This is a genomic window from Agrobacterium sp. 10T429, from assembly GCF_056393925.1.
In genome coordinates this window covers 291,363-314,146 of record NZ_JBFTGV010000003.1, presented here as the reverse complement: position 1 = coordinate 314,146, position 22,784 = coordinate 291,363, and the positions used below count along the sequence as shown (strand labels likewise).

The 22,784-nt window shown below is 59.2% G+C and carries 21 protein-coding genes; 13 read left to right on the top strand and 8 right to left on the bottom strand.

The window, feature by feature from the left end; translation table 11 throughout:
- Positions 1 to 30: 30 nt before the first annotated feature.
- Positions 31 to 1,101 (bottom strand): LLM class flavin-dependent oxidoreductase, encoded by a 1,071-nt coding sequence (locus AC1DCP_RS10750; protein WP_065688004.1) that lies wholly within the window; start codon positions 1,099 to 1,101, stop codon positions 31 to 33.
- Between the two features lie 400 nt (positions 1,102 to 1,501).
- Between AC1DCP_RS10750 and AC1DCP_RS10745 the strand changes: the two genes are divergently transcribed.
- The 5 genes from AC1DCP_RS10745 to AC1DCP_RS10725 all read left to right on the top strand — a co-directional run bounded on the left by AC1DCP_RS10745 (position 1,502) and on the right by AC1DCP_RS10725 (position 5,612).
- Positions 1,502 to 2,119, top strand: a complete 618-nt coding sequence (locus AC1DCP_RS10745) for an alpha/beta hydrolase (protein ID WP_065687798.1) — start codon at positions 1,502 to 1,504, stop codon at positions 2,117 to 2,119.
- Between the two features lie 217 nt (positions 2,120 to 2,336).
- Complete coding sequence (locus AC1DCP_RS10740) at positions 2,337 to 2,534, top strand: hypothetical protein (RefSeq protein WP_003511101.1); 198 nt, start codon at positions 2,337 to 2,339, stop codon at positions 2,532 to 2,534.
- Positions 2,535 to 2,705: 171 nt separating this feature from the next.
- The gene (gene ssuD / locus AC1DCP_RS10735) at positions 2,706 to 3,875 is read left to right on the top strand and encodes an FMNH2-dependent alkanesulfonate monooxygenase (protein WP_003511099.1); all 1,170 of its coding nucleotides are present in this window, start codon (positions 2,706 to 2,708) and stop codon (positions 3,873 to 3,875) included.
- A 195-nt stretch (positions 3,876 to 4,070) separates the two neighbouring features.
- Entirely contained in the window at positions 4,071 to 4,616 is a 546-nt protein-coding gene (locus tag AC1DCP_RS10730) for a flavin reductase family protein (protein ID WP_003511097.1), read from the top strand.
- 51 nt (positions 4,617 to 4,667) lie between these two features.
- Positions 4,668 to 5,612, top strand: coding sequence for an acyl-CoA dehydrogenase family protein (locus AC1DCP_RS10725; protein ID WP_035199523.1), 945 nt, complete (start codon positions 4,668 to 4,670; stop codon positions 5,610 to 5,612).
- A gap of 7 nt (positions 5,613 to 5,619) precedes the next feature.
- On the opposite strand, the gene AC1DCP_RS10720 is transcribed toward AC1DCP_RS10725, so the two are convergent.
- The gene (locus AC1DCP_RS10720) at positions 5,620 to 6,069 is read right to left on the bottom strand and encodes an RrF2 family transcriptional regulator (RefSeq protein WP_003511094.1); all 450 of its coding nucleotides are present in this window, start codon (positions 6,067 to 6,069) and stop codon (positions 5,620 to 5,622) included.
- Between the two features lie 304 nt (positions 6,070 to 6,373).
- On the opposite strand from AC1DCP_RS10720, the gene AC1DCP_RS10715 reads away from it, so the two are divergent.
- The 7 genes from AC1DCP_RS10715 to AC1DCP_RS10685 all read left to right on the top strand — a co-directional run bounded on the left by AC1DCP_RS10715 (position 6,374) and on the right by AC1DCP_RS10685 (position 14,448).
- The gene (locus AC1DCP_RS10715) at positions 6,374 to 7,378 is read left to right on the top strand and encodes an LLM class flavin-dependent oxidoreductase (RefSeq protein WP_065687796.1); all 1,005 of its coding nucleotides are present in this window, start codon (positions 6,374 to 6,376) and stop codon (positions 7,376 to 7,378) included.
- 23 nt (positions 7,379 to 7,401) lie between these two features.
- Positions 7,402 to 8,742, top strand: a complete 1,341-nt coding sequence (locus AC1DCP_RS10710; protein ID WP_112674695.1) for an LLM class flavin-dependent oxidoreductase — start codon at positions 7,402 to 7,404, stop codon at positions 8,740 to 8,742.
- Positions 8,743 to 8,827: 85 nt separating this feature from the next.
- Positions 8,828 to 10,015, top strand: a complete 1,188-nt coding sequence (locus AC1DCP_RS10705; RefSeq protein ID WP_013761660.1) for a M20 aminoacylase family protein — start codon at positions 8,828 to 8,830, stop codon at positions 10,013 to 10,015.
- A gap of 23 nt (positions 10,016 to 10,038) precedes the next feature.
- Positions 10,039 to 10,596, top strand: a complete 558-nt coding sequence (locus AC1DCP_RS10700) for a GNAT family N-acetyltransferase (protein WP_003511088.1) — start codon at positions 10,039 to 10,041, stop codon at positions 10,594 to 10,596.
- 13 nt (positions 10,597 to 10,609) lie between these two features.
- Positions 10,610 to 12,415 (top strand): amino acid ABC transporter permease/ATP-binding protein, encoded by a 1,806-nt coding sequence (locus tag AC1DCP_RS10695; RefSeq protein ID WP_112959481.1) that lies wholly within the window; start codon positions 10,610 to 10,612, stop codon positions 12,413 to 12,415.
- A gap of 25 nt (positions 12,416 to 12,440) precedes the next feature.
- Positions 12,441 to 13,379 (top strand): ABC transporter substrate-binding protein, encoded by a 939-nt coding sequence (locus tag AC1DCP_RS10690; protein WP_065662550.1) that lies wholly within the window; start codon positions 12,441 to 12,443, stop codon positions 13,377 to 13,379.
- Between the two features lie 133 nt (positions 13,380 to 13,512).
- Positions 13,513 to 14,448, top strand: coding sequence for an ABC transporter substrate-binding protein (locus AC1DCP_RS10685; protein ID WP_112391265.1), 936 nt, complete (start codon positions 13,513 to 13,515; stop codon positions 14,446 to 14,448).
- Positions 14,449 to 14,536: 88 nt separating this feature from the next.
- On the opposite strand, the gene AC1DCP_RS10680 is transcribed toward AC1DCP_RS10685, so the two are convergent.
- Positions 14,537 to 15,862: an NAD(P)/FAD-dependent oxidoreductase gene (locus AC1DCP_RS10680; RefSeq protein ID WP_060642327.1), complete on the bottom strand. Its 1,326-nt coding sequence runs from the start codon at positions 15,860 to 15,862 to the stop codon at positions 14,537 to 14,539.
- Positions 15,863 to 16,093: 231 nt separating this feature from the next.
- Between AC1DCP_RS10680 and AC1DCP_RS10675 the strand changes: the two genes are divergently transcribed.
- Positions 16,094 to 16,570 (top strand): Lrp/AsnC family transcriptional regulator, encoded by a 477-nt coding sequence (locus tag AC1DCP_RS10675; RefSeq protein WP_013761655.1) that lies wholly within the window; start codon positions 16,094 to 16,096, stop codon positions 16,568 to 16,570.
- Positions 16,571 to 16,673: 103 nt separating this feature from the next.
- On the opposite strand, the gene AC1DCP_RS10670 is transcribed toward AC1DCP_RS10675, so the two are convergent.
- From AC1DCP_RS10670 to AC1DCP_RS10650, 5 genes are all read right to left on the bottom strand, one after another.
- A complete protein-coding gene (locus tag AC1DCP_RS10670; RefSeq protein WP_112191966.1) occupies positions 16,674 to 18,329 on the bottom strand; it encodes an ABC transporter ATP-binding protein in 1,656 nt (551 codons plus the stop codon).
- Positions 18,329 to 19,180 carry an ABC transporter permease gene (locus tag AC1DCP_RS10665; RefSeq protein ID WP_013761653.1) on the bottom strand — a complete coding sequence of 284 codons (852 nt, stop codon included), beginning with the start codon at positions 19,178 to 19,180 and terminating at the stop codon, positions 18,329 to 18,331. Before AC1DCP_RS10665 ends, AC1DCP_RS10670 begins: the two co-directional genes overlap by 1 nt.
- The gene (locus AC1DCP_RS10660) at positions 19,180 to 20,130 is read right to left on the bottom strand and encodes an ABC transporter permease (RefSeq protein ID WP_112152993.1); all 951 of its coding nucleotides are present in this window, start codon (positions 20,128 to 20,130) and stop codon (positions 19,180 to 19,182) included. Before AC1DCP_RS10660 ends, AC1DCP_RS10665 begins: the two co-directional genes overlap by 1 nt.
- 198 nt (positions 20,131 to 20,328) lie before the next feature.
- Complete coding sequence (locus AC1DCP_RS10655) at positions 20,329 to 21,939, bottom strand: ABC transporter substrate-binding protein (protein WP_476774259.1); 1,611 nt, start codon at positions 21,937 to 21,939, stop codon at positions 20,329 to 20,331.
- A gap of 88 nt (positions 21,940 to 22,027) precedes the next feature.
- Positions 22,028 to 22,741, bottom strand: coding sequence for an HAD-IA family hydrolase (locus AC1DCP_RS10650; protein WP_112191967.1), 714 nt, complete (start codon positions 22,739 to 22,741; stop codon positions 22,028 to 22,030).
- Positions 22,742 to 22,784: the final 43 nt, after the last annotated feature.

Here is a 22,784-nt window from a genome sequence, read left to right as displayed (position 1 = left end):
GGCAGACCGCCCATGTTGACGCCGCCCGCATCAGTCCCGGAGTAGCGGCAACAGCTTGTCGCCCTGCCGTTCAATTTCCTGAAGATAGGGCGTGTCGGAAAGCACGAAATGGGTGATGCCAAGCGCGCGGTATTTGCGCAGCGACGCGGCGACGTCTTCCGCCGAACCGACGAGCCATGTCGTTGCGGCACCGCCTCCGCCAAATTTGCCGGGTGCGGTATAAAGATTGTCGTCCAGCACATCGCTCTGCGTGTGCAGATCCAGCAGGCGGCGCTGGCCGACTGCGACACCTTGCAGATGATCGTTCCAGCGCACGCCATTGTTCGCAGCCATCTCCGCCACCTTTGTTTCCGCATCGCGCCAAGCCTCAGCCGTGGTTTCGCGCACCAGCGTGGTGATCCGCAGACCGAATTGCAGCGGCGGCAGGTCACGGCCGAGGGTCTCACTGAAATGTCTGAGACGTTCGATCCTTTCGCGCACGCCGGCGAGCGGTTCGCCCCAGAAGAGCTGGACATCGGCTTCAGTTGCGGCAACCTGTTCGGCGGCCTCGGACGCGCCGCCGAAATAAAGTTTGGGATGTGGCCGTCCGGCACTCTCGCTGATACGCGGCGAGACGGTGGAGTTCTTGACCCGGAAATGGTCGCCATTGAAAGTGACGTTTTCCTCAGTCCAGAGCCGCCGCACCAGCCGCATGAACTCCTTCGTGCGCGCATAACGCTGCGCCTGATCGCCTTCTTCGTCGCCATAGGCCGCAAGCTCGTCCCGGCCGGAAACGACATTGATTCGTACCCGGCCACCAGAAAGCTGATCGAGCGTGGCGGCGGCCGATGCGAGATTGGCCGGCTTCCAGTAGCCGGGGCGGATAGCGATCAGTGGCTCGAAAGTGGTGGTACGCGCGGTAAGCGACGCCGCAACCGTAAAGGTATCCGGACGCCCCCAGCCGGTGCCGATCAACGCGCCCTTCCAGCCATGGTTTTCCAGCGCCCTGGCATGGGTAGTTAAAGTATCGAGGCTGTTGTGGTTTTCGCTGACGGCGTCGCCCCGATGTCCGGGTTTGACGTCATTGGGGATGTACCAGAGAAATTCGCTCGTGCTGCTCACATTATCCGCCTGAATTTTCGCTTTATGTCGCGGTGGAATGGCCCTGCCGAGGCTCGGCATCTGCCATTTTGGGGTTCGGGAGGTTGAGGTCTCCGATAGTGCGAGAATGACAAACCGGCGGCGGCACGGCCAAGCAGCGGCGTTTCTTTTCGGATGCGGCAGAGGAAAAGCTTTCCGCGTCTTTTGCTCAATTAGAACATATTTTCTATGGAAAATATTTTAGGCAATGATTCCACATGCGCAGTTTTGAGGCCCGCTGCCGAGGACGTATTTTTTGCCAGAGCGGAATTGTATGGATCGATTTTTCTCGAGTTCGGAAAAGCTGAGCAAGGCAATAGTCGACTAAAATTGCGAAATTCACCATTCTTGGCACACCCCGCCCGCAAACCACGGAGTAGGCATGTGTACCACCTTGATTGTCCCCGGCCTCAACGGTTCGGATGAGGGGCATTGGCAGCGGCACTGGCTGCTGGAAGATTCGGAGGCGCAGCTGGTCGATCAGCAGAATTGGGAATGCCCGGTTCTTGAAGACTGGCTTGAGCGTCTGGAAGCGGCGCTCGCCGCAACCGAAAGCGCCTATATTGTCGCCCACAGCCTGGGTTGCCTGCTTGTCGCCAATATGGCGACACGACCCGTGGCCAGCAAAATCAGGGGTGCGCTTCTGGTGGCGCCCGCCCATCTCGACAGAGTGGAGGCAATGCATCCATGCATCGTCCGCTTCGGCGCATTTCCTCGGTCGCCGCTCGCCTTCCCCAGTCTCGTCGTAGGTAGCATGAACGACCCCTATATGAACCCGGACGAGTTAGCCCGCACCGCTGCTTACTGGGGAAGCGATATCGTCAATCTCGGCTCGGTTGGACACATCAATATTGCCGCCGGTTTCGGCCGGTGGTCCGAGGGCTATGCTCTTTTCGCACGCCTGAAAGCGGCGTCCGAAATCAAGGCCAGCAGATCGAAGAAGCGCGGATCACCCGTTCTGCACGGTGCGCTGCTGCAGGGTGATGCCGGCGCTCTATAGTCTTTTCGTCCCAAGTCCGTGCTTTGAGCGGCCATCGTGTCGGTGCCATTGCGATGACCCCTTTATTGGCGGTTCGAAACGGAATTTTTCCCGCTGCCGCAACCTTAGTCCACGTTTGCCGGCAATCCGCCAATTATAGAATAGTAATTTTATGGAAAATATTGACCAATCTGGGCGCTCGCCGGAGGATAGAGCGAATTGACCAAAGGAGGCGCACATGCCGCAGGGACTTCATGCGTTTACTGTCGATCTGTTCGGTCTGGCCAGGCGTAGGCCGCGAGGGGATGATCAGGGCAGGCTCCAGCCGCTGGATCATTCCGGTCGTATCAAGCGGGAAAAGAGCGATCTCGACCTTGAGCGGGAAGAGATTTACGAAATGAATTTCGCGATGCTCGGACTTTATCCGGTCCTCTGACACAGGGAGGCGAAAGGTTTGTTTTCGCTTCCCAGACCCATTTCCCAGCGGAGATAAACTCTCCTTGCGGCACGGAAATTGGAACAAAATTTCTTAAACGCGGCGGGGAATTGGCTACCCTTTTAGTACCCAGCCGAATTGCCCGATGGGCGGATTGCAAAGGACCTGTCGATGAGCACAGCTGACAAACCACTCGATTTTCTGTGGTTCATACCCACCTCAGGCGACGGCAGCTATCTTGGCTCCGACGATCTGTCACGTCCCGCCGATCCCGGCTATTTCCGGGAAATAGCGCAGGCTGCGGATCGGCTCGGTTATTCCGGGGTGCTTATTCCCACCGGCGTCGCCTGCGAGGAATCCTTCATCCTCGCGGCCAATCTCGCCGCCTATACCGAGAAACTGAAATTCCTCGTCGCCATCCGTCCGGGCGTTGCCTCGCCGGCCTATTATGCGCGGCTGGCCTCCACGCTGGACCGTGTTTCCCATGGTCGGCTGCTTCTCAACATCGTCGTTGGCGGCAGCGCGCAGGAGCTGGCTGGTGATGGCATCTTCCTGCCGCACGACGAGCGTTACGACCACGCTGACGAGTTCTTCCAGGTGTTCAATTCGTTGATCGAAACTGGCAAGGGGGATCTCGACGGCAAATATATCAAGGCACAGGGTGCCAGGCTCGGCCTGCCACCGGTGCAGGAACCGCGTCCGCCGCTTTATTTCGGCGGCTCCTCCGATGCCGGGATCGAGTTCTCGGCCGGTATCACCGATAAATATCTGACCTGGGGTGAGCCGCCGGCACAGGTGGCGGAAAAAATCGCCAAGGTTCGCGCCGCCGCAGCGAAAAAGGGGCGAGAAGTGACATTCGGCATTCGCCTGCATTTCATCGTGCGCGAAACCGATGAGGAGGCCTGGGCCGATGCGGACAAACTGATTTCCAAGCTTTCCGACGAAACCATCGCTTCCGCTCAGGAGGCCTTCTTAAAGGCGTCGGATTCGGTCGGTCAGGCAAGGATGCGGGCGCTGCATAATGGCCGGCGTGACCAGCTTGAAGTCTCTCCGAACTTGTGGGCGGGAATTGGTCTTGTCCGCTCCGGCGCCGGCACCGCGCTGGTGGGTTCGCCGAAGACAGTTGCGGCGCGGCTGCGGGAGTATCAGGCGCTGGGCATCGATACCGTCATCGCATCGGGCTATCCGCATCTGGAGGAAGCCTATCGTCTATCCGAATTGCTGTTTCCGGAAATCGGGCTTGATGGGCCACGTAATCAGATCCGTTCGTCTTTCGGCACGAAACAGGTTTTCGGCGGCGGCGGCCACGGCGGTAACGTCAAGCTGGTATCCGGCTCGTGATCAATCGCCGGAAGGCAGGCGGCCCTGTCTTCCGGTTAGCCTTTCCGATGGGCGTCATTCGGCGGAGCGTTCACGGGAGAGCGGCATATAAAACATTATTTCCATAGAATATAAGTATTATGGAAAACGATGTCTATTTCACGCCCCGCCGCCGCTGCTAACTATTGAGCAACAAGCTGTTTTCAGGAGCGATCGATGACATTGCAATATGCGGCCAAGGATCAACAATTCATCAATCTCCGCGATCCCGTCTCTGGCAAGGCGCCGGATGCCGATAGCCTTAAGGCGGCGCTCAGGACGCTGGGCGGCGGTGTCAGCGTCATTACGGCGGGCGAGGGTGATGCGCGCACGGGTGCTACGGTAACATCCGCCACAGCCCTGTCGGTCGATCCGCCAAGAATTCTGGTTGCGCTCAACCGCTCCTCCTCCACATGGCCTGTGGTGCAGCGCTTCGGCCATCTGGCGGTGAATATTATCGGCCCGAACCATCAGTTCATCGCCAACCAGTTTGCCGGTGTTGGCGGTCTGAAAGGTGTGGACCGTTATCGCGGCGCGGAATGGACCCGTCTGGCGAGCGGCGCGCCCATCCTCGAGGACGCCGTCGCCGCGATCGATTGCACCATCGAGGAGGCGATCGAGCGCCACAGCCACGTCATCATCATCGGCAAGGTGGAGGCGATCCGCATCGGGTCGGGTCACTCGCTGGTCTATCAAAACGGCCGTTATCATTCGCTGGACTGAGCTCCGGCCTTTCCGGCGCTTTCACTGGGTCATTCTTTGAGGGAGTTGAGCATGGGATCTGTCACGCCGCTCGGCGAAAGAATTCGTTTCGTGTCCCCGCGTCTCGGCGCGGATGGGGATGTACTGACCGTTGCCCGGACGATTGCCGAAAAATGCGCGGTGGAAAGTGCCGCACAAATCCACGCGCGGATTGCCCGTTCCGGCCTTCTCGCCCTCTCCGTTCCAAACGATCTGGGCGGGGCGGACATCACAAACGACGTTCTCTCGCAAGCTCTCTCGATTATTTCCGCGGCGGATGCGGAGGCGGCGCATGCGCTTGCCGAACACTTCACGGCGCTTGAATTCATCAGGAACGCCGGTAGCGAAGAGCAGCGCAAGACCCTCTTCGCCCGCCTCGATCTTGGCGAGACTTTTGCGCTTGCCTCATCTGACGCCGGCGTGGATCAGGCGGTTCTGTTGACTGGCGACGACTATGGCTTGCGGCTGCCCGATGACATTGCCCGATCTGTTACCTCAGATGCAGACTGGATCGTTGTCCCGGCAGTCAACACGGCAGGGCAGGCCGTGCTCGTTGTTCTTCGCAATCGCCCGGATACATCATGGGACGGCCTGCTGCGCGCCGATCAGGTCGCGTTTCTTGCCCAGGGCGCTGGAAATCTGGCAGCCTCCGTTTTCACCCTTCTGAAGGCCGCCGTGGCTCTGGGTGAGAAACAGCGTGAGCTTTCAGCGTTGCTGATTGACAGATTGGCCGAGGAAGGTGATGCGCGCCCCCTTATCGGCGAAATATTTCTCGCAATCGAATTGCTGAAGGCACAGATTTCCCGCCTCGCGGCCAATATCGATGCGGCGCAGGTGGGGGCGGAAAGCGTGACCTTTCGCTCTGTCCGCAACAATGCCATCACGCTGGAAATTCTAATGGCCCGTCTCGGCCTTATCGATGGTGCAAGCGAATCCGGGCTGATTGCGACCCTGGGAGACGATCTGCGCAGGCAGTAAACGGCGCTTATTCGCCTGCCGGAATAAATTGCGCGTCTTGTCCGCCTTTTGCCACGAATTGTGCGAGCGTCATATTGTCCAGGATTGTTGCGATGGCGTCCCGCACGTCCGTCATCGAAACCCTAACCTGACAGGTCTCGGGATCGTCGCAGTCGTCGCAGGCTTCAAAAGCGGTGCGGCTGGCACAGCGGATGGGGGCCAAGGGCCCGTCCAGCGTTCGGATGACCTGCCCGATCATGATTTCCGATGGCATTTTCGACAGCGAATAACCGCCATTCGGTCCCTTCTTGGAACGCAGAATGCCGCTGTTGCGCAGTTCCAGAAGAATAGTATCCAGAAATTTTTTCGGAATATTGTTGCGGGTTGCAATCTCGGTCACAAAGGCGGTCTCGCCCTGGGGCAACCGCGCCAGATCGACAAGAGCCTTCAGTCCGTATTTGCCTTTTTTGGTCAACATCGCATGATCCGCAAAGAGGGCCAGCACCTTCTGAGTGCCGGGTTATGGTGTTCTCAACTTACTAAGTAGTTTTTACCGAATTCCCGCGCAAGTCCGTTTCGTCCCGGCTCGATGCACAAAGCGGCTTTACACCATCGTTTTTCGCCCTGTTTCCTCATCGTTTCGGATTGCTTTGCCAAAGACGCCTGCCGAAACCATAGCGGGAAACAATATTTTCTCTGATCGCGTCGCAACGTGGAACGAACGTCCTTTATTACTATATAAAATCAGTAGACAAAGTATGCATCAAAAGACATGCGAGGTGATGATGTATACTCTCAGTTTGCTGGACAAGAGCCCTGTTCCAACGGGTGAGAACGCGGCAAGCGCGTTCCGCGACACGATCAATCTCGCCAAACGCGCCGAAGAACTGGGCTATCGCCGATTCTGGGTGGCAGAACATCACAATTCGCCGGAGCTTGCCGGTTCCGCGCCGGAAGCGCTGGTTGCATGGATTTTGGCGAAGACCTCTCGTATCCGCGTCGGCTCGGGCGGCGTGATGCTGCAGCATTACAGCCCCTACAAGGTCGCCGAGGTTTTCAACGTGTTGTCGTCGCTCGCCCCCGGTCGGGTCGATCTCGGCGTCGGCAAGACACCGGGCGGGCTGCCGCTTGCGACGTCTGCCCTACAGCAGGCCTATGATCCCGCCCGCAAGCCGGATTTCGAAACGGCTTTTGGTGAACTTACCACGTTTCTCTCCGGTGCCGCACCGCAGGGGCATGCGCAGGCCGGGTTGCAGGCAACACCGGTGCCGCCGGTTGCGGTGGAACGGTTTCTGCTCGGTGCCAGCCCGGAAAGCGCAAGGCTTGCAGCTTCCAAAGGATGGAATTTCGTCTTTGCCGGCCACCTCAATGGTGATCCGGAGGTTCTTCGCAGCAGCCTCTCGGCTTTCCGTGAGGAGAGCGGCGGAAGGGCGCCGATCCTTGCCCTCTCCGTCTTTGCCGCCAGTGATCCCGACCATGCGGCGCGGCAGGTGGAAGGTCAGCGCATCTACCGGGTGTTCCTCAGCGACGGCAAGGCGTTCAACCTTGGCCGCCGTGAACAGGCGGAAGAATTCGCCCGCCAGTCCGGCGATACCGATTATCGCATTGAGGAGCGTAAGCCCAACGTCCTGCATGGCGGGCCGGACGATATTCACAAGGCGCTGCGCGCGCTTTCCGATGAGCACGGTATCGAGGAATTCATCGTGGAGCCGCCGCATGTGGGGGCCGATCAGAGGCTCGCCTCGATCGAATTGCTCGCCACACACCGCCTTTCCAGGGCCGCGTGAACTTGTCCTCAGGAGGAAATGACATGACGAAAAAGACAATCCGTTTCGGCATCATGCTCCAGGGCCCCGGCGGGCACATGAACGCCTGGCGGCACCCGAAAAGCCCTGTTGATGCCAGCGTCAACTTCGATTTCTTCAGGAAGAACGCGCTGAAGGCAGAAGCCGCCGGCATCGCCTTCGCCTTCGTTGCCGACGGGCTTTACATCAACGACAAGTCCATTCCGCACTTCCTCAACCGGTTCGAGCCTTTGACCATCCTTTCGGCGCTGGCCTCCGTCACCTCGAAGATCGGTCTTGCCGGCACGGTTTCGACCTCCTACAGCGAGCCCTTCACCATCGCGCGCCAGTTCGCCTCGCTCGATCTTCTGAGCGGTGGCAGGGCCGGCTGGAATGCAGTGACGACGCCACTCGAAGGTACGGCGAAAAACTACAGCCGCAACCATCCCGAACATGCGCTGCGCTACGAGATCGCCGATGAATATCTGGAGGTGATCAAGGGCCTGTGGGACAGCTGGGACGACGATGCCTTCGTGCGTAACCGCGAGACGGGACAGTTCTTCGACAGGCAAAAACTCCACACGCTCGGCCACAAGGGTCGCTTCTTCCAGGTGGAAGGTCCGCTGAACATCCAGCGTTCGCCGCAGGGACAGCCGGTGATTTTCCAGGCGGGTTCTTCGGATGCCGGTATCGGGCTTGCGGGCAAACATGCCGACGCCGTTTTTACTAATTCTGCATCGCTCGAGGAAAACCAGACATTCCTCAAGCGCGTGAAGCAGAGTGCTGTCGCGCAGGGCAGGTCCGCTGCCGACGTGAAGATTTTCCCTGGCATCGGGCCGATTGTGGGCGAGACGCAGGAGGAGGCGGAAGCGAAATACAACATCATCCGCAACCTCATCACCATCGAGGATGCGCTCGCCTATCTCGGCCGTTTCTTCGACCACCACGACTTCAGTGTCTATCCGCTGGATGAGCCTTTCCCCGAACTTGGCGAGATCGGCAAGAATAGCTTCCGTTCGACGACCGACCGCATCAAGCGCCGTGCGAAGGAAAAGAGCCAGACGTTGCGCGAAGCGGCGCTGGAGGCGGCGACCCCGCGCGAAGGTTTCATCGGAACTCCGGACAAGGTGGCGGACGAGATCATCCGCTGGGTTGAGCACGATGCGGCCGACGGTTTCATTCTGGGCTTCCCGGTGATTGCCGAAGGGCTGGATGATTTCATCCGCCTCGTCATACCGGTGCTGCAACGGCGCGGATATTTCGAACCGCATCTGGAAGGCAGAACGCTGCGTGAGCATCTCGGCCTGCCTTTCAAGGAGAGCATCTATTCCCACGCTGAAAGCGGTTCCAGCAAGGCGATCGCATAAAAGCGGGGTCGGGCGGCAGCCATTGCCGCCCGGAGAGAATTTCAAGGTGCTGTGCGGGTAAAGCGCAGCGCAGGAGACCAGAACCATGAATATCCGCATTGACGGCGCGCGTCCGCAGGACGACGCCGAACGGGGAATCCTTGCCTTCATCGAGGAAAGCATCGCCATCCGGCACGATCTTCACCGACATCCGGAGCTTTCGCTTGGGGAAAAGCGCACGGCGGCGCTCGTTGCCCGTTATCTCCTCTCCTTCGGATATGAGGTGACCGAGGGTGTCGGGGGCCATGGCGTCGTCGCCACCTTGAAACGTGGTCATGGTGACAAGCGTCTGGGTATCCGCGCCGATATCGACGCCCTGCCCATCGTCGAGGAAACCGGTCTTGCCTATGCCAGCCAGACACAGGGTGTGATGCATGCCTGCGGTCATGACGGTCACACGACTATCCTGCTCGCCGCTGCCCGTTATCTAGCTGAAACATCGAGTTTTTCCGGCACGCTGACGCTGATTTTCCAACCCGCCGAGGAAATCGGTGCGGGTGCTAGAGCGATGATAAAGGACAGGCTTTTCGAGCGGTTTCCCGTCGATGCCGTGTTCGGGCTGCACAACTGGCCGGGTGTCGAAACCGGACAATTCGGCTTTGTCGAAGGGCCTGCCATGGCCTCCGTCGACAAGGCGAAGGTTCGGATCATCGGCAAGGGCGGGCACGGGGCGGCGCCGCATGAAACGGTTGATCCGGTTCTTGCCTCGGCAAGCTTCGTCACCGCCTTGCAGAGCATCGTCTCGCGCAATGTCGACCCGCGAGACATGGCGGTGCTGACGGTAGGCTCCATCCATGGCGGAACTGCTTCCAACGTCATTCCCGAGAGTGTCGAACTGCAGATTACCGCGCGGGCCTTTTCGCCCGCCGTGCGCGACAGACTGGAGGAGCGGCTTCCCGCCCTTGCCAAAGCACAGGCGGAAAGCTTCGGCGCAAGCGCCGATGTCACCTACTCCCGTGGCTTCCCCCCCGTCATCAATCACATCAGGCAGACAGCTTTTGCCCGCGACGTCGCCAAACGGCATTTTCCAGCCGAACAGGTTGCAGAAGGCTTTCAGCCGCGTACGGCGAGCGAGGATTTCGCCTTCATGCTTCTGGAGCGGCCGGGCTCCTATCTCTTCGTCGGCAATGGCGACAGCGCGCCGCTGCACAGCCCTCACTACGATTTCAACGATGCGATCATTGCGCCTGCGGCACGCTTCTGGGTGCGCCTGGCCGAAGCATACCTCTCCTGATGCAACGAGTTTAGGACAATGAGATGAGCGACAGTTTTCTCTACACATCGGTCAAGGATCCGCTCGCAACTCCGCTTCTGGAGGAGTTGCTGTTCGAATATGACAGCCGCTACGGCACATATTTCAACGCGGAAGGCGCCAAGGCGGAACTTAACAAATATCCGCCGGAGGCTTTCAGCCCGCCGTCGGGCAATTTCCTGCTGCTCTTGCGTGGCGGCAAGGCGATCGCCGGCGGTGCCTTCATGCGCTACGACGAGGAAACCGCCGAGTTCAAGCGGGTCTGGACCCATTCGGCCCACCGTCGGCAGGGGCTTGCCAAAATAGTGCTTCAGGAGCTGGAGCGGCAGGCGATCCGGCAGGGTTACGCCCGTGTCTATCTGACCACGGGCTTCCGCCAGCCGGAAGCGGTCGGCCTATATCTCACCAACGGTTATCGCGCGTTGTTCGATACGTCGGCCGATCCTGAAACGATCAGGTCGCTGCCTTTCGAAAAATGGCTTGCCGATAGCGCCTCCGCCTCCGTTGCGGAAGGCGCGTCGATACCGGCGGCCCGGCCGCATTCTTCCCCGGCCCACCCGTGAAAGGCTTTTTCAGATGACGATAGCCTCTGATTTTCCGCATGTTGCATTGAGCGAGCAGAAGGGTGAACCGATCAAGGGTGGGTATTCCCATTTCCGCATCGTGCCGGCCCGCTACCCCTTGCGGACGGTGGGAACAGTCTTCTCCGTACTTATCATTGCGGCCGTTCTGCATTCCGTTTTCGGCAATCCGCGCTGGGGCTGGGATGTCTTTGCGGAATGGTTTTTCGCTGAACCGGTGTTGGTCGGCTTAGGACGGACGCTGCTGCTGACCGCGCTCGGTGCGGTGCTCGGCTTCGCGCTGGGAACGCTGCTGGCGCTTGCCCGCGTTTCACGCTCGCCGCTGCTGGTTGCCGTATCCTGGACCTATATCTGGATTTTTCGATCCATCCCGCTGATCGTGCTTTTGCTGATCCTCAACAACCTCGGTTATCTCTATGAGACCGTGACGATCGGTGTGCCCTATATCGGCATCAACTTCTTCAGCTGGAATACCACGCAGCTGATGACGCCGTTTGCGGCCGCCGTTCTGGGGCTGACGCTCAATCAGGCCGCCTTCGCATCCGAAATCGTCCGTGGCGGCATTCTCTCGGTTGATCAGGGGCAGCTTGAGGCTGCCGCAGCACTCGGCCTTCCCCGACGGCGGCAGGCGTCCCGCATCGTTCTCCCGCAGGCGATGCGCTCCATCTTGCCCACCGCCTTCAACGACATCATTGGCCTCGCCAAGGGGACTTCGCAGGTCTATATCCTTGCCCTGCCGGAGCTGTTCTACACGATCCAGATCATCTATCGCCGCAATCTGGAAGTGATCCCGCTGCTGATGGTCGCGACCGTCTGGTATCTGGTGATACTGACGGCGCTTTCGATCGTGCAGCACCATATCGAGCGGCATTTTTCACGCGGTGCGCTGCGCAATCCGCCGCCGTCACTGTTCGCCACGATTTACCGCACCTTCCTGCCGCGCAAACCCTTGCCTGAAGCCGTGGAAACGGTGGCCACGACAGCCGTAAGGCCCGAGCGTTCGGTGCCTGCCCGTGCCGTGAGCTTTCAGCTCGGAAATCGTGGCGGGTCGGTCAATATTCATGGCGTTTCGAAATCCTTCGGGTCGCTGAAGGTGCTTGATGATATCAGCCTTTCCATTCCGGCAGGCAGTGTCACCACCATTCTCGGCCAATCCGGCTCCGGCAAGTCCACATTGCTGCGCTCCATCAACCATCTCGAGCGTGTCGATGACGGTTTTATCGCCATAGACGGTGAATTGGTCGGTTATCGTCAAAAGGGCGATACGCTTTATGAGCTGAAGGAACGGGAAATCCTCAAGCGCCGCGCCGAAGTGGGCATGGTGTTTCAGAGCTTCAACCTGTTCCCGCATCTGACCGCGCTTGAAAACATCATCGAAGCACCCATCGCCGTTCGTGGCATATCGAAAGAGCAGGCGCAGGCCGAGGCGCGCGATCTTCTGGCTCGCGTCGGCCTTGCCGAAAAAGCTGGCGCTTATCCCCGTCAGCTTTCCGGCGGTCAGCAGCAACGCGTGGCGATCGCCCGGGCGCTGGCGTTGCGGCCGAAGGTTTTGCTGTTCGATGAGCCGACATCCGCGCTCGATCCTGAACTCGTCAACGAAGTGCTTGATGTCATCAAGGAGCTTTCCCGCTCCGGCGTCACGCTCATCATCGTTACCCATGAAATCGGTTTTGCCCGTGAAGTCTCCGACAGGGTCGTCTTCATGGAACAGGGCCGCATCATCGAAACAGGCACGCCGGACCAGGTGTTCAACAGCCCGGAACATCCCCGCACCGCCGAATTCCTCGCAAAAGTTCTCTAATCAAAACAACAAAGGAAACACTCGCATGGCTTTTTCATCGAAATTATTGTCGTTGCTTGCAGGCGGTCTTTTCACCGCTACCACCGCGCTGATACCGGCTGCGCATGCGCAGGAAATCGACCTGTCGCCGGAGCAGAAAGGGCGAGTGCGCGCCGAGAAGGTGGAAGAAGCGATCAAGCTTCTGCCCGCTGGCCACAAGTTCGTCGCGGATGGAAAGTTGACGGTCGCGACCGTGCCTTTCCGGCTGCCGCTGGTCGATTATGCCAGCGATACGAAAACGCCTATTGGCGTGGAGCCGGATATCGCCCAGCTGGTTGCTGACAGTCTTGGCCTTGAACTTCAGCTAGTTCCCATCGCCTGGGCCGATTGGCCGCTGGGTCTCACCTCCGGCAAATATGATGCCGTCACCTCCAACATCACGGTCACTGAAGCCCGCAAGGAAAAGTTCGACTTCTCCAGCTACCGCAACGACCTGCTCGGCTTTTACGTGGGCAGCAACAGCAAGGTGACGAGCATCAGCAAGCCCGAGGATGTTGCCGGGTTGAAGGTTATCGTCGGCGCTGCCACCAATCAGGAGCAGATCCTGCTGAAATGGATCAAGGACAACAAGGCCAAGGGTCTGGCCGACACCGATGTGCAATATTACGACGATCAGGCCGTGCTCGATGTCGCCCTGCAATCCGGCCGCGCGGACGCCTATCTCGGCCCCAACGCGACGTCAGCCTTCCAGGCAGCAAGCCAGAAGAAGACCAAGCTCGTTGGTACCTTCTCCGGCGGTTGGCCGGAAGCAGCTGAAATCGCCGTTGCCTCCAAAAAGGATGCCGGAATTGCCGCAGCCATCACGGCGGCACTGAACGCCCAGATCAAAAACGGCAATTACGGCAAGGTTCTTGCCCGCTGGAACCTCGGTTCGGAAGCCATCACCGAATCCCGGACCAATCCGCCCGGTCTGCCCAAGAGCTGAGTGCTGGTTTGCTGCCAGAAAGCTGAGTTTCCACAAAGCTGAGTTGAAGGTGGGACATCACTCAGCCGGTAGCGCGGGCCTCCTCCCGTCCGCGCTACCTCCGTCCTGCAATTCATTTTATCGGGGAGCCAGAATGGCACTCACCTCTCGTCTTGCCACAGTCACGTTCGGCGTTTTTCTCTCTGTCGCCGCTTTCGGGTCGGCTTTCGCAACTGATGTCTTCGATCTTTCGCCAGACCAGCCTGGCCGGATCAGGGTAGAAAAAGACCCCGCAGCGATTGCCGCCATCCCGAAAGATTTCAAGTTCATCACCCCGGGCAAACTCACGGTCGCGGTCGCACCTGGCGGACCACCGCTCGCGACCTATGCGACGGACGCCAAGACCGTGGTGGGTGCCGATCCGGACTATGCGCTTGCGGTGGCTGATAGTCTCGGCCTTGAGCTTGAGCTGGTTGCTGTCGCCTGGGCCGACTGGCCGCTGGGGCTTGCCTCCGGCAAATACGATGCTGTCATTTCCAATGTCGGGGTGACCGAGCAGCGCAAGGAGAAGTTCGACTTCTCCACCTATCGTCAGGGCCTGCACGGCTTTTTCGTGAAGTCCGACAGCGGCATCACCGCCATAAATGAGCCGAAGGATGCGGCGGGCCTGAAGATCATCGTCGGCGCTGGCACCAATCAGGAGCGTATTCTGCTGAAATGGAATGACGAGAATGTAGCCGCCGGGTTAAAGCCGCTCGAGCTGCAATATTATGACGACGAGGCCACCCGGCTTGTCGCGCTTTCTGCCGGGCGGGCGGATGTGATCGTCCAGCCGCATGCGCAGCTGGTCTTCATCGCCGCGCGTGACAAGACCATCAAGCGTGTCGGAACACTCTCCGCCGGCTGGCCGGAACGTTCGGATGTCGCCATCACCACCCGCAAGGGTTCGGGATTGGCCGATGCGCTGACGCTCGCCACCAACGATCTGATCAAGCGCGGCGCTTACGCGAAGATACTGGAACGCTGGCAGCTTTCGGAAGAGGCCTTGCCGGAATCGAGAACCAACCCACCCGGCCTGCCGAAAAGCTGACCGGTCGAATAAATGCGGTGGACGGCAGCACCCGCAGGTCATGCCTGCGGGTGCTGTTTTGATTCGTCTGTTGGCCTGCGCAGAACAATCAGAAATCCGCGACCTTGCCCCATGACGAGTCAAGGAAACGGCTGGGATGATACGGGGCGGGGTCAACGATCGGGGTTGAACCCGTCACGATATCGGCGATCAGGTGGCCAGCGCCGGGGCCGATGCCGAAACCGTGGCCGCTGAAACCGGCGGCGAGGATGAAGCCGGGCAATTCGCTGGTCTCGCCGATGGCGGGCACACCATCCGGCGTGCTGTCGATGAAGCCGGCCCAGGCAGCGGATATCTGGGTTTTGCGGAGTGCAGGCAGAAGTTCCAGCGCCCTTTTGTGGGTCTCACGGATGGCGGCGGCATTCGGTTTCGGATCGAGAATACGAACCCGCTCCATCGGCGTCGGCGCATCGAGCCGCCAGTGTTTCAGCGTTTCGTGCCCACCGCGAATCCCTTCCAATCCACCCGGTCGCAGGCTGCGCCAGCGCTTGAGGAACATTGGAACGAATTCGCGTGCAAACCGCATTTGCTGCGCGGTCGGGTCGATGCGACCGAGGCCGCTGATGGCGAGCGTGTAACCGCCGTTGCTCCGGCGTGTTACAGAAACGGCTTTTGTATGCAGCGCATCCGGCAGTCCTTCCGCACCTGCTGTGACGGACAGGATTGAGGAGCGGACAGCGGCTTGCGGAAAACGAATTCCGAGCTGGCGGCAGAAGGACGAGGCCCAGGCGCCGCCGGACATGATGGCGGTTTTGGTGCGGATCGTGCCTTTTTCGGTAACGACGGCGCTAACGCGACCACCTTCCGTCTCCAGACCGCGCGCGGCGCAATTCTGGTGCACCGTTCCGCCCAGTTTCATGAGGGCACGCGCGACGGCCGGCGCCGCCATCGAGGGATCGGCGGTGCCGTCCGTTGGCGAAAAGACGCCACCCTTCCAGCGTTTTCCAGTTGCGCGTCCGCGGTTGCTCGCCTCATCCGCGCTCAACATATGCGTCGTCACGCCTGCGGTGATGGCGAAGTCGCGCCAGCGCGCCCAGCCGGCAATTTCAGCTTCGTTGTCGCTCAGGTAGAACAATCCGCAGCGGCGAAAACCGGTGTCTTCGCCGCTTTCTGCGGCAAACCGTTCCCAGAGCGTAAGGCTCTGCGTTGAAATCGGCAATTCGCGGGCGTCGCGGTTCTGCTGCCGGCACCAACCCCAGTTGCGGCTGGATTGCTCCGCGCCAACAAGACCTTTTTCGACAAGAGCCACTTTCAGGCCACGCCGGGCGAGGTAATAGGCTGCGAACACGCCGACGATACCGCCGCCGATAATGACGGCGTCCGCCGATTTCGGCAGTTCCGGTGATGTCGTGATCTGTTGCAGCGGCGCAGGCATGGTGAGGCTCCTTGTATTCGTCTTAATTTACCTTGGTCGCCGGGTAAACGCTGCCAGACTGCGCCGATTGCCGGAATCTCCTGCTGTTCGTAGCCATGTCTGCAACTCTTTATGCTGGATGAAAAAAACATCCCCGCGTCGACAGGGCACGCTCATGTGATAAGATTTCCATGGCCGCGTCAGAATTTTATGCCGCGTGCACGAAAAAATATAAAAGGGGTTCCGCACGTGATGAAACTTGACCGGATCGACATCAAGATCCTCTACGAACTCCAGAAAAATGGTCGCATCACCAATGTCGAGCTGGCGGAGCTTGTCAATCTCTCGCCAAGCCCCTGCCTGATGCGCGTCAAGAAGCTTCAGGCCGAGGGCTATATCGAAGGTTATTCGGCACAGATCAACATCAACAAGCTCGGCCAGACGCTGACGGTATTCACCGAGATCACGCTCAAGAACCACCGGCAGATCGACTTCGCCCGTTTTCTCGGCGTTATCGAAAAGATCGATCAAGTGGTAGAATGCCACCTCGTTTCAGGCGGTTACGATTACCTCCTGAAATTCGTCACCTCCGGCATCGTCGAATATCAGTCGATCATGGAGCGGCTGACGGACATGGATGTCGGTATCGACAAATATTTCAGCTTCGTTGTGCTGAAATCTCCGATCATCAAATCGCATATGCCGCTGACCAGCCTGTTTCCGCTTTGAGGTGGAAGACGTCCCTTTGCAGGGGCGCCAGAGTATCGAGATACGTCGCTTCGTACTCAACGTCATCCTGGGGACGAGCCCGAGGATGACGAAAGTGATGTTGTCACCTCTTGGAAAACGCCCGCACCAACTCTGCATCCTGCTGAAGATTGTCGAGCCATTTCGGGTCGAGCTTCGGTACCGAGGAGAACAGGAGCTTCGAATAGGGATGGGTCGGCGACTTGATCGCTTCCGTTGCCAGATGCTCCACTTTCTGCCCGCCATACATCACGACGATTTCGTCGCAGATGGTTTCCACCACAGAGAGATCGTGGCTGATGAAGATGTAGGAGAGGTTCAGCTCTCGCTGGAGTTCGCCGAGCAGGTCGATGATCGCGGCTGCGACGACCGTATCAAGCGCCGACGTAATTTCATCGCAAATGATGAGCGATGGTTCTGCTGCGAGTGCGCGGGCGAAGTTGACGCGTTGCTTCTGTCCGCCCGACAGACCGGAAGGATGGCGGTGGCGAACCGAGCGCGGCAGCTTCACCATATCCAGCAACTGGTCGATCCGGGCGTCGCGCGCCTTGCCTCTCATGCCGTGATAAAAGGTCAGCGGCCGGCCGAGAATATCCTCGATGGATTTGGCCGGGTTGAGCGCCGTATCGGCATATTGGAAGACGATCTGCATGCGGCGCAATTGATCGCTGGTGCGTTGGCGGGCATCGGCATCCAGCTGCCGACCTTCGAAGATGACATGACCGCTGGCGGCGGGCAGAATGCCGGCAATGGCGCGCGCCAGCGTCGATTTTCCGCAACCGGATTCGCCGATGATGCCGAGATTGCGTCCGGGATAGACTGCAAGGCTGACGGAATCGACCGCACGCACCAGCGGCATATGGTCGTCACCTTTCGTTCCATATCCGGCGATCAGCTTCTCGATATCCAGCAGCGGCTTCGCGTCACTTTGTTTTAGCGGCGCTACGGTGCGTACCTTGTCATTAAAAGCGGTGAGCAACTCCCGCGTATAAGGATGCTGGGCATTCTCGAGAATATCCGTGGTCGTGCCGGTTTCCTGTATCTCGCCGCCTTTCAGCACCACGATCCGGTCGGCAATCTGGGCGACGACTGCGAGATCGTGCGAAACATAAACGCCGCCGATACCGCCCTTGCGCATCGCTGATTTGAAGGCGCGGAGAACCTCGATCTGTGTCGTCACATCGAGTGCCGTGGTCGGTTCGTCGAAAATGACCAGGTCCGGGTTGCCGATCAGCGCCATGGCTGCGGAGAGACGCTGAAGCTGGCCGCCGGAAACCTGGTGCGGATAACGGTCGCCGATGGTTTCGGGATTGGGCAGCGACAATGCCTTGAACAGTTCCACCGCTCTTTGGCGCGCCTCCTGCGGCGGCATCAGATCGTGGATGCGGGTGACCTCTATGACCTGGTCGATAATCTTTTGCGCCGGATTGAAGGCGGCTGCGGCGCTTTGAGGGACGTAGGAGATTTTCGTACCGCGGATCTTTGCCCGTTCCATTTCGGAAAGCTGTACCATGTCGCGGCCTGCCACCGTGACGCTGCCGCCGGATATACGGCAGCCTGTGCGGGCATATCCCATCAATGTCAGTGCAATGGTGGTCTTGCCGGAGCCGCTTTCGCCGATCAATGCGACGATCTCGCCATCGGCGATATCGATGTCTACACCCCTGATGATTTGGATGCGGCGGCCGGAATCGGTGGTCGCCTCGACTTTAAGTCCACGGATTTCAACAAGATTTGTCATTATTCGCTCCTGTCGCGGATTTTCTGCGGCAGATTGTCGATCAGCAGATTGACGCTGATCGTCAGGCTGGCAATCGCCAACGACGGAAAGATCACGGCTGGCGCGGCAAAGGGCAGGCCGCCGATGTTTTCACGCACCAGCGCACCCCAGTCTGCATTCGGCGGCTGCAGGCCGAGACCGAGGAAGGAAAGGCCCGACAGAAGCAGCACGATGAACACAAAGCGCACGCCGAGATCGGCCAGCACAGGACGGATGATGTTGGGCAGGATTTCGGAGCTGATGAGGTGCAAGAGGCTCTCGCCGCGCACGCGGGCCACGGTGACGAAATCCATGGTGTTGACATTGACGGCGAGCGCCCGGGCAAAGCGATAGGCGCCCGGCGTATAGATTACCGACAGGGTGACGATCAGCACAGGAATGGAGGAGCCGACGGCAGCGACAACCACAAGTCCGAAAAGCTTGCTTGGAATGGAGTTCACCGCATCGAGAAAACGGCTGAGGGCCGCATCGAACCAGCCGCCGACCACGGCAGCGCTCATGCCGAGAACGACGCCCGACACGCAGGCGATCGTTACGGCCGCAAGTGAAATGCCGACCGTGAAACGCGCGCCCATGAGAATGCGGGAAAACACGTCGCGGCCGAGATAGTCGGAGCCGAGCCAGAGATCGGAGGTCATCGGACCGAAATAATCGAGATCGACGATTTCACCCACGGGATGCGGGATGAGATAGGGCGCAAAGATCGCAACCATGGCCCAGAGAAAAATGACGAGAAAGCCGAAAACGCCGACGACGTTGATTTTGTAACCCAAGCGCGAGGTCCCCGAAGTTGTTTTGATATTGTCGGTCATCAGCGCAGCCTCGGATTGGACATGATGGCGATGATATCGGCGGTTGTGATGAGGAGGAGATAACCGACGCAGAAAATCATTGCGCAGCTCTGGATCAGCGGCAGATCACGGGTCGCGACGCCATCAACCATCAGCTTGGCGATGCCTGGATAATTGAAGATAGTCTCGACGATGATGACGCCGCCGACGAGATAGGAAAGCGACAAAGCAACCGCATTGACGATGGGACCAAGCGCATTGGGAAGTGCGTGGCGCAGGACGATGCGCATGCGCGGAGCGCCCTTCAGGAGCGCCATTTCCACATAGGGCGTATCGAGCGTCTCGATGACGGCGGCGCGGCTCATGCGGATCATCTGTGCCGACACGACGAAGGTGAGCGTGATGACCGGCATGGCGTAAACCCGCAGCACATCGAACACGGTATGCACCTCGCTGACCAGCGACAGGGCTGGCAGCCACTTCAGGTATACGGCGAACAGCAGAACCGCGAGCGTCGCGATCATGAATTCCGGCACCGAAATGACACCGATGGTCAGGATGGTGACGGTGCGATCATAAAGCGTTCCACGCAGCATGGCGGAGCTGATGCCGAGCGTCAGGGCCAGCGGCACGGCGATAACAGTGGTGATGCCGGCAAGCTTCATGGAGTTGACGAAACGTGGGCCTATGAGGTCGGCGATCGCCATATTGTTGGCGTAGGACGTGCCGAGTTCGCCGTGCAGCAGGCCAAAAAGCCAGCGGACAAAACGCAGAAGCGCCGGGTCGTCGAGATGCATGGCGGTGCGCAGACCAGCCACGGCCTCCGGCGTTGCCGACTGGCCAAGAAGGATAGTTGCCGTGTCGCCGGGCAGCAGGCTGGTGGCGGAAAAGACGATAAACGATACGATAAGCAGCGTCGTCAGCATGACGACCAGCCGCCTGGCGATAAGGGAGAGTATCCGGCTGTTCATTTACATGCTCCTGCGACCTGCCTGGATCATGATGATTTCAGGCCCGATCGACCTGAAATCATCATGATCCAAATTATGTGGCTGGAGCGAGATATCAGGCGAAAACCGCTTGTTTTTCAAAGTGTCGCTCCAGCTGTGGAGGCTTCCCGCACCGGCGGAAAGGTTGCCGGGCGCATCGGCGCCCGGCCCCTTGGTCTATCAGGCTTCGAGCCAGACGTATTCAGCAAACGCGTAACCCATCATGCCGCCGAGCGGATTGGCTTCCAGACCCTTCAGCTTGGAGGTGATGGCGTCGACATTGGTGATATAGGCGGGAATGATGGTGCCGGCTTCGTCGGCGATCATCTTTTCCATTTCGAAGTAGATCTGCTTGCGCTTGTCCATGTCCAGCATGCCGCGTGCTTCGAGCATCATCTTGTCGAACTTTGGCGACTTGTACTGGCTTTCGTTCCACGGCGCGTCGGAGGCGTAAAGCAGCGAGAACAGAATATCCGGGGTCGGGCGCGGGTTGATATTGCCGAAGTGAATAGGCGCCTTGAGCCAGTAATTGCTCCAGTAACCGTCCGAGGGAACGCGCTGCACATCCAGCTTTACACCGATTTCTGCGGCCGACGCCTGGATGATCATCGCCATGTCCACGGCAGAGTTTGCAGCATCCGAGGTGATGACGGGGATGGACTGACCGATAAGACCCGCTTTTTCAAAGTGGAACTTCGCCTTATCAGGATCGAAGGCCTTCGGCTTGAGGTCCGGATTGTGGTAGGGACTCATTGGCGGCACTGGCTGGTCGTTACCGACTTCGCCGAGGCCACGCAGAGCCGCTTTGACGATCTGCTCGCGGTTGACGATCGACTTCATGCCAGCGATGAAATCGGCATTGTTGCCGGGCGTCTGGTCCAGCCGCATATTGAGGTTGGTGTAGTTGCCGGACGTTCCCTTGGACAGAACGATGCCTTCCTGCTTGTCGAGCAGGCGCAGCGAACGCGGATTGATAGCCGCTGCGAGGTGGATATCGCCCGAAATGAGGGCGTTAACGCGGGCATTGTCTTCGGCAATCGCGAAGAATTCGAAGCTATCGACGTGCGGACCACCCTGTTTCCAGTAATTGGTGTTTTTCGACATGATCGAGCGGACGCCGGGTTCGAATTTCTCCAGCTTGAAGGCACCGGTGCCGTTCCCCTTGGAGAAATCGGTCGCGCCATCGGCAACGATCATGAAGTGATGCAATGCCAGGATGGCCGGCAGGTCTGCATTCGCGTTTGCCAGCGTGATCTCGACGGTGCTCTTGTCGATCGCCTTGAAGACGGTCATCTGGGCGGCGATCTTGGCGACCTTCGAACCGACGGCCGGGTCAAGGTGACGCTTCAGCGAATAGACCACGTCATCGGCGGTCAGTGCCTTGCCGTCATGGAAGGTGACGCCGGAACGCAGCTTAACGGTCCAGGTCTTGGCGTCCTTCGTTTCGATGGATTCGGCCAGCTCCATCTGGGGCGTGCCGGAAACATCGAGGAAGCTCAGCCGGTTATAGAGCGCGCAGCAACGAACGTAATCCGTCGAAAGCGAGGCTTTTGCGGGATCGAGCGTGTCGGCCGTGGAGGAGGACCAGCCGGCCGCCTTCAGCGTGCCGCCGGAAACGGGAGTGGCCGCCAGCGCCTGCGAGGCGCGGCCGAGAATGGCCGAACCGGCGGAAAGTGCTACGCCGCCGGCCAGCATCATGTGAAGCAGCTCTCGCCGCGTCGCGCCGCGACGGATAGCCTGTTCAACGGCGGCATCGTCAGAGCGGGTCCAATTTGTAATCCTGTCACTCATGGTCTTCCCCTTTTGTATAATTTGTTGAAATGGCATCTGCAGTAATTTTCGGCATCCACGCCCCAGTGCGCGTCATGCCACAGGCGCTTCAGCGGCCCGAGTGTCTCGTGGCCTCGGCAAGGCCGGCCATCGAGGTGAAGTGGTAGTCCGGTTCGGTAAAGTTCTCCGGCTCGATGGTGCCGCCATATCCCTTCTGGGCGTGGCGGCGCTCTATCCAGCAATTGGTCATCCCGAGTTTCCGTGAAATGCCGATATCGTGGTACTGGCTCTGCGCAACGTGCAGAATGTCGTCCTTCGATGCGCCTTCGCTTTCAACGAAGGCGAAAACCTTCTCGAAGAATGCTGGATCCGGCTTTTCCGTGCCGGTATCATCCGCTGTGAAAGAGGCGTAAAAGGGACTACCGAGTTCCTTCGAGAAATACTCGAAGGCCCAGCGCTGGGCGTTGGTCATGGCAATGAGACGATGCGTCTTTGCAAGCTCGGCCATCGCGGCGCGACTGTCTTCAAAGCCTTTCCAGTTTTTTGCCGCGTCGCGCAGGCGCTCACCCAGAGCGCGCTCCGCCGGCAAACCGAGTTCCGGAGCGATGATCAGGTAGACGCGGACGAGATCGTCCGGAAACAGATCGGTGGCGTCGGAGTAACGCGCCGCGCGGTAAAGGCTAAGCGCCTTTTCACCGTCGACCTCAACGCCGTTTTCAGCGCCGATCTGGATCAGGGTCGATTTCAAGCCACCTTCGAAATCGATGAGAGTTCCCACCACGTCGAAGCTCATATATTTGAAGTCGCTCAGTTTCTTGGGCAATGTCGGTCTCCGCTTTGCCGCGCAGAGCCCTTGGGAAGGCTGC

What these genes read in the sequence shown, in the direction of transcription:
- AC1DCP_RS10745 (WP_065687798.1), top strand. Translation starts at nt 1,502, where the DNA reads ATGTGTACCACCTTGATTGTCCCCGGCCTCAACGGTTCGGATGAGGGG.
- AC1DCP_RS10740 (WP_003511101.1), top strand. Translation starts at nt 2,337, where the DNA reads ATGCCGCAGGGACTTCATGCGTTTACTGTCGATCTGTTCGGTCTGGCC.
- ssuD (WP_003511099.1), top strand. Translation starts at nt 2,706, where the DNA reads ATGAGCACAGCTGACAAACCACTCGATTTTCTGTGGTTCATACCCACC.
- AC1DCP_RS10730 (WP_003511097.1), top strand. Translation starts at nt 4,071, where the DNA reads ATGACATTGCAATATGCGGCCAAGGATCAACAATTCATCAATCTCCGC.
- AC1DCP_RS10725 (WP_035199523.1), top strand. Translation starts at nt 4,668, where the DNA reads ATGGGATCTGTCACGCCGCTCGGCGAAAGAATTCGTTTCGTGTCCCCG.
- AC1DCP_RS10720 (WP_003511094.1), bottom strand. Translation starts at nt 6,069, where the DNA reads ATGTTGACCAAAAAAGGCAAATACGGACTGAAGGCTCTTGTCGATCTG.
- AC1DCP_RS10715 (WP_065687796.1), top strand. Translation starts at nt 6,374, where the DNA reads ATGATGTATACTCTCAGTTTGCTGGACAAGAGCCCTGTTCCAACGGGT.
- AC1DCP_RS10710 (WP_112674695.1), top strand. Translation starts at nt 7,402, where the DNA reads ATGACGAAAAAGACAATCCGTTTCGGCATCATGCTCCAGGGCCCCGGC.
- AC1DCP_RS10705 (WP_013761660.1), top strand. Translation starts at nt 8,828, where the DNA reads ATGAATATCCGCATTGACGGCGCGCGTCCGCAGGACGACGCCGAACGG.
- AC1DCP_RS10700 (WP_003511088.1), top strand. Translation starts at nt 10,039, where the DNA reads ATGAGCGACAGTTTTCTCTACACATCGGTCAAGGATCCGCTCGCAACT.
- AC1DCP_RS10695 (WP_112959481.1), top strand. Translation starts at nt 10,610, where the DNA reads ATGACGATAGCCTCTGATTTTCCGCATGTTGCATTGAGCGAGCAGAAG.
- AC1DCP_RS10690 (WP_065662550.1), top strand. Translation starts at nt 12,441, where the DNA reads ATGGCTTTTTCATCGAAATTATTGTCGTTGCTTGCAGGCGGTCTTTTC.
- AC1DCP_RS10685 (WP_112391265.1), top strand. Translation starts at nt 13,513, where the DNA reads ATGGCACTCACCTCTCGTCTTGCCACAGTCACGTTCGGCGTTTTTCTC.
- AC1DCP_RS10680 (WP_060642327.1), bottom strand. Translation starts at nt 15,862, where the DNA reads ATGCCTGCGCCGCTGCAACAGATCACGACATCACCGGAACTGCCGAAA.
- AC1DCP_RS10675 (WP_013761655.1), top strand. Translation starts at nt 16,094, where the DNA reads ATGAAACTTGACCGGATCGACATCAAGATCCTCTACGAACTCCAGAAA.
- AC1DCP_RS10670 (WP_112191966.1), bottom strand. Translation starts at nt 18,329, where the DNA reads ATGACAAATCTTGTTGAAATCCGTGGACTTAAAGTCGAGGCGACCACC.
- AC1DCP_RS10665 (WP_013761653.1), bottom strand. Translation starts at nt 19,180, where the DNA reads ATGACCGACAATATCAAAACAACTTCGGGGACCTCGCGCTTGGGTTAC.
- AC1DCP_RS10660 (WP_112152993.1), bottom strand. Translation starts at nt 20,130, where the DNA reads ATGAACAGCCGGATACTCTCCCTTATCGCCAGGCGGCTGGTCGTCATG.
- AC1DCP_RS10655 (WP_476774259.1), bottom strand. Translation starts at nt 21,939, where the DNA reads ATGAGTGACAGGATTACAAATTGGACCCGCTCTGACGATGCCGCCGTT.